Annotated in this window: 3 protein-coding genes and 1 pseudogene; 1 reads left to right on the top strand and 3 read right to left on the bottom strand. The window is 52.0% G+C overall.

Annotated elements, in window-relative coordinates; genetic code table 11:
- Positions 1-51: 51 nt before the first annotated feature.
- Both RSA72_RS14495 and RSA72_RS14490 read right to left on the bottom strand, forming a co-directional pair.
- Positions 52-414 (bottom strand): annotated as a pseudogene (locus RSA72_RS14495) (MFS transporter); the annotation flags it as partial.
- A gap of 11 nt (positions 415-425) precedes the next feature.
- A complete protein-coding gene (locus RSA72_RS14490) occupies positions 426-974 on the bottom strand; it encodes a TetR/AcrR family transcriptional regulator (RefSeq protein WP_332624750.1) in 549 nt (182 codons plus the stop codon).
- A 256-nt stretch (positions 975-1,230) separates the two neighbouring features.
- Here RSA72_RS14490 and RSA72_RS14485 point away from each other — a divergent pair, with 256 nt between their 5' ends.
- On the top strand, positions 1,231-1,413 hold the full coding sequence (locus tag RSA72_RS14485; protein ID WP_332624749.1) for an NF038215 family lipoprotein: 183 nt from the start codon (positions 1,231-1,233) through the stop codon (positions 1,411-1,413).
- Here the strand turns inward: RSA72_RS14485 and RSA72_RS14480 are convergent.
- A partial coding sequence (locus tag RSA72_RS14480; protein ID WP_332624748.1) for a hypothetical protein occupies positions 1,376-1,557 on the bottom strand: 182 nt, incomplete at its 5' end. The genes RSA72_RS14485 and RSA72_RS14480 overlap by 38 nt on opposite strands.

The raw sequence follows: 1,557 nt of genomic DNA, 5'->3' as shown, positions 1-1,557 counted from the left end.
GCAATCATCCTTTATAAGCAATTATGCGTCATACAGACTTTAGAATTTAGCTATATGCAGCATCAGCACGGCAATAAACAGCACCAGGCCGATTTCCGAAAACAGCCGCAGCCCGTATTGCTGGCGGGCCTTGAATAAAATTAAATTCGCGCTGACATTCGCCATAACATAGGCGGCTGGAATCCAGGCGGCTTCAGACGGCGTCAAGCCGTATTCGCCCTGAATCAGCGGCAGATTCGCGGTGATAAAGCCGTTGCTCAGGCTGCCGGAAACAGCCACAAACAGGCCGATAAAAAAATACAGCAAGCGCTTATAGGCCGGATGGTCAATCGCTGCCGGCGAACCGGGCAGCATCGGCTTTTCATCGGCGGTCCAGTCGGGCGCAGGCTCCAGCAGGCGGGGAGGCGCAGCCATCAATTCAGCCGCTATGCCCGGATGCCGTTCAGCAGCAGATCGACTGCGCGCTCCGCTAAGTCGTGCTGATCGCGCTCTGTAACGCCCTGCAGTGACGCGCGCAGGATCGCTGTGATCATGGCATAGTCTTTGGCGCTCAGGTCTGGCCGGCAAATCTGGTGCTGAATGGCGGTATCAATCAGCGGCTGCAGAATCGCATCGCGGCGCGCATAAATCGCCACCATGGCGGGGTCTTCGCGGGAAATCACCCGCCAGTATTCCATCAGCGCGGTCAGATAGGGCAGATTGTGAATATGGTTTTGGATCAGCCTGATGAAGCCGTCAGGAAATTCAGCATATTTTTGCGCATGCCGTTCTAAGCGGTTCAGCGCCTGCTCCATCAGCGCCAGCACCAGTTCGCGCCGGTCTGCAAAGTTGCGGTAAAAGGTTGCCCGGCCCACTTGCGCTTCATCAATAATCAGCTGCAGCGGCGCATTGATGCCGTGCTTGCGGAAGATCTGCAGGGCGGCGGAAAGCAGTTCTTCGCGGTTTTGGGCAGCGCGTTCTTGGCGGATAGACATGGGGCCTTCGGCATTTTTGAGGATCATGCCGGGTATTTAACGGACAAAATTGTCCGTTGTAAATATTCAGCAGTGTTTGCTTTTTGTAAGCTGAATCATTCAGTCGGATTAAAGTCTATAAAACTCAAATGGATATTGAATATTAAGCGCAGCCTTCCAGCTGCTTGAAATGCCGCGCCTAAGCGAAATAGCTGCTGTAATTTTATGCAATAGTGCTATGCTGGAAAAACAGAACAATAAATATGGAGGGGATAGTATGAAAATGTTATCCGCAGCCATCACCGCATGCCTGCTGCTGAGCCTAGCCGGCTGCGATGCGAAGGACGGCTTGAATAAGCCTAAAGCGCAAGCCCGCACTATGATTATTGGCGGCGTGCCTGCATCTGACCATGACTATCAGCTCAGCGCGCGCGGGAAAAGCGCCAAGCAGGCGGATTAAAGCGCTTTTGGGTTCTTTGCTGCGCATTGATATTTGCAAAATTTCCTGCCTGCATTAGATATCTTTCATAAATCAACAAGTGATCATTAGTTGGCAGTGAAATTAATATTGAAAGTTCCTTCTCTTGCGCCATATATGGCTCAG

Origin of the sequence: Acinetobacter sp., from assembly GCF_036659555.1 — a bacterium.
GTDB lineage: Bacteria > Pseudomonadota > Gammaproteobacteria > Pseudomonadales > Moraxellaceae > Acinetobacter.
This window is presented reverse-complemented; position numbering and strand designations above follow the sequence as displayed.

Excerpts from the sequence above, each read along its gene's own strand:
- RSA72_RS14485 (WP_332624749.1), top strand. The coding sequence starts at position 1,231 with ATGAAAATGTTATCCGCAGCCATCACCGCATGCCTGCTGCTGAGCCTA.
- RSA72_RS14490 (WP_332624750.1), bottom strand. The coding sequence starts at position 974 with ATGTCTATCCGCCAAGAACGCGCTGCCCAAAACCGCGAAGAACTGCTT.